At 67.8% G+C, this 2,906-nt stretch carries 3 protein-coding genes; 2 read left to right on the top strand and 1 reads right to left on the bottom strand.

From position 1 onward, the window contains the following. Positions 1–1,025 (bottom strand): methyl-accepting chemotaxis protein (locus ABNT58_RS27005; RefSeq protein WP_348756465.1); only part of this gene is annotated, 1,025 nt, incomplete at its 3' end. Between the two features lie 190 nt (positions 1,026–1,215). On the opposite strand from ABNT58_RS27005, the gene ABNT58_RS27000 reads away from it, so the two are divergent. Both ABNT58_RS27000 and ABNT58_RS26995 read left to right on the top strand, forming a co-directional pair. Continuing rightward, the gene (locus tag ABNT58_RS27000) at positions 1,216–1,419 is read left to right on the top strand and encodes a hypothetical protein (protein WP_348756464.1); all 204 of its coding nucleotides are present in this window, start codon (positions 1,216–1,218) and stop codon (positions 1,417–1,419) included. A 384-nt stretch (positions 1,420–1,803) separates the two neighbouring features. Further along, positions 1,804–2,906: methyl-accepting chemotaxis protein (locus tag ABNT58_RS26995; protein ID WP_348756466.1), on the top strand; the 1,103-nt coding region annotated here is incomplete at its 3' end.

Genomic DNA, 2,906 nt, shown 5'->3' with positions numbered 1-2,906 from the left:
GCGGCCTGTTCGCTGGAGGCCTGGCTCAGCGATTGCGCGGTGGCGCTCACCTCTTCCGAGGCGCTGGCCAGGGCCTCGGCCACCGAGTTGACGTCGGCCACCACGCGGCCCAGTTGTTCGCAGCTCTGGTTGACGTAGGTCTTGAGCTCCACGTACACGCCTTCGTAGTCCTTCTCGATGCGCTGGTGCAGGTCGCCTTCGGCCATCGCGCGGGTCACCCGCACCACGTCGGCGATGCTGCTGCCGGTGGCCTGCATCATGCGCTGCATGGCCTGCAGCAGCTGGGCCGTTTCATCGTGGCCGCTGGTCTCCAGTCGCACCGACAGGTCGCCCTTGGCAATCTGGCCGGCGGCCTCCACCGCGCGGCTCAGCGGCCGGGTGACGCTGCGGCTGATGAGCACGCCCAGCAGCACGCCCAGCAACACGCCGGCACCCACAACGGCCAGCATGGCGTTGCGGCTGCTGTCGTAAAGGGCTTCCACCTCGTCGATGGCGGCCTGGGCGCGCTTTTCCTTCTGGTCGGTCAGCTCGCTGAGCACGCTGTCCAGCGCATCGGCCTTTTCGCGCACGTTGGCCAGCGAAGCCACCAACTCGTCGCTGCGTTCGGCCAGCCTGGTGCGTGCGGCCAGGTCCATCGCATGCTTCATGTCGGCCTGGTAGGCGTCCCAGGTCTTGTAGGCGCCCGCGAACAATTCCTTGGCCCGGTCGGTGACGAACAGCGGGCGCGCCAGGTCCAGGCGCTCCTTGGCTTCGGCGCTGTACTTGGCGATGGCGGCCTGGTGGCGCTGCCGTTCTTCCTGCGTGGTGGCCAACAAAAAGTTGGATCGCGCGCGGCCGATGGCGATGAGCTGGATGTTGGCTTCCTTGATGTGCGACAGCCCCATCAGCTCATGGCTGTACATGGTTTCGGCCAGGTCGTTCATGCGCGCCGCGTTGTGCAGCGCCACACCCCCCACCACACCGCTGATGCCGGCCACCACGAGAAAGCCGGTGATCAGCCGGGTGCCGATCCTGAATCTGGACAACATATGGTTCCTTGCAAGAACAACAAAGGTGCCGAGCCGGTCTGACGCCGGTCTGGCGTGTCACATATGTCGGCCCCGTGGGGCGGGCCTTGAGACCAATGGCCACCTTTGGCGCGGCCCGCGCCGCAGATGACGCACTTGTCATCGCGCCGTCAGCCCGCCGTGCCGGTGGCGTTTCTAGAGTGGGCGCATGGACCCGATCGATCTTTCGCTGCCTGCCCCCTGGACCCAGCGCCGGCGCCTGGTGACCGAACGCACCGAAGACCCGCGCCTGCCCTTCAAGGTGCGGCTCAAGGGCCACCGCCAGGTGGCGGGCCTGGGCGCGACCGAGGCCGAAGCGATGCGCAATGCACGGCTGTCGTGGGAGCTGGGGCGCCTGGCGCGGCAGCGGTAGCGGCGGGGGCGCAATTTGCGCTCAAGTGCGTCGCACGGCTGCCGATATGGCTGAAGCCGAGCTGTACGGTGACCACAAGGTGCGAACGCCATGTCCCAACCCCTTCCTCATCGTCCGGCTCTGTGGCCGGGCGTTGCCGCCTGCAGTTTGCTGCCCCTGATCACTGCCGCGGCCGGGCTGGCCGGCTGGCTGGCCCCGGGACCCGCGCTGGCGCTGGCCGCAGTCACCGCACTGCTGGCCGCTGCTTTCACGGCCTGGCGCCTGCATGGCCTGCAGGCGCAGGCATCGGCCCGCCAGCAACAGGCCGATCAGGTGCTGTCCTCGCTGCTGTCCGAAGCCGGGCGCATGGCCCGCGAACATGAGGCCGGCGACATCGACGCGGTGATGCGCACCGACGCCTTCGATGGCCCCGCCCGCGCGCTGGCACACACCGTCAACGAACTGGTGGGTAGCCACATCGCGGTCAAGAAGCAGGCCCTGGCCGTGGTGCTCAAGTTCGGGCAGGGCGACTTCAGCGCGCCGCTGGCGCCGCTGCCGGGCAAGAAGGCCTTCATCAACGACACCATCGAGCAGGTGCGTGGCAACCTCACCGGCCTGGTGGCGGAGCTGAACCACATGTCGCGCGAGCACGACCTGGGCGACATCGACGTGGTGATCGACACGCGGCGCTTTGCCGGCGACTTCCGCACCATGGCCGAAGGCATCAACCAGATGGTGGCCGGCCACATCGCCGTGAAGAAGAAGGCCATGGCCTGCGTGGCCGAGTTCGGCCGCGGCAACTTCAGCGCGCCGCTGGACAGCTTCCCGGGCAAGAAGGCCTTCATCAACCAGACCATCGAGCAGGTGCGCGCCAACCTGCAGGCGCTGATCCAGGCCACGCAGCACCTGGCCGCCAGTGCCGCGGCCGGTCGCCTGGAAGTGCGGGCCGATGCCACGCAGCACCATGGCGATTTCCGCCGCATCATCGAAGGCATGAACCAGACGCTGGACACCGTGGTGGTGCCGGTGCAGGAAGTGGCCCGCGTGCTCAAGGCGATGGAAGGCGGCGACCTGACCCAATCGGCCCATGCCGACAGCGGTGGCCAGTTGAAGGACTTGTGCGACAGCCTCAATGCCACGGTGGCCAAGCTGTCCGAAGTGGTGGCCGGCGTGAGCATGAGCGCCGAGACCCTGATGCATGCGGCCGGCGAGGTCAATGCCACCGCCCAGTCGCTGAGCCAGGCCGCCACCGAGCAGGCCGCGGGCGTTGAAGAAACCAGCGCCTCGGTCGAGCAGATGACGGCTTCCATCGGCCAGAACACCGACAACGCCAAGATCACCGACGGCATGGCCAGCAAGGCCGCCAGCGAAGCCGCCGAAGGCGGCGAAGCGGTCAAGGCCACGGTGAGCGCGATGAAGCAGATCGCCCACAAGATCGGCATCATCGACGACATCGCCTACCAGACCAACCTGCTGGCACTGAACGCCGCCATCGAAGCGGCGCGTGC

The organism is uncultured Aquincola sp., from assembly GCF_964001545.1.
Taxonomy (GTDB): Bacteria; Pseudomonadota; Gammaproteobacteria; order Burkholderiales; family Burkholderiaceae_C; genus Aquincola.
This window is presented reverse-complemented; position numbering and strand designations above follow the sequence as displayed.

Bases quoted from the DNA above. Each gene is read 5' to 3' on its own strand.
- ABNT58_RS27000 (WP_348756464.1), top strand. From the start codon at position 1,216: ATGGACCCGATCGATCTTTCGCTGCCTGCCCCCTGGACCCAGCGCCGG.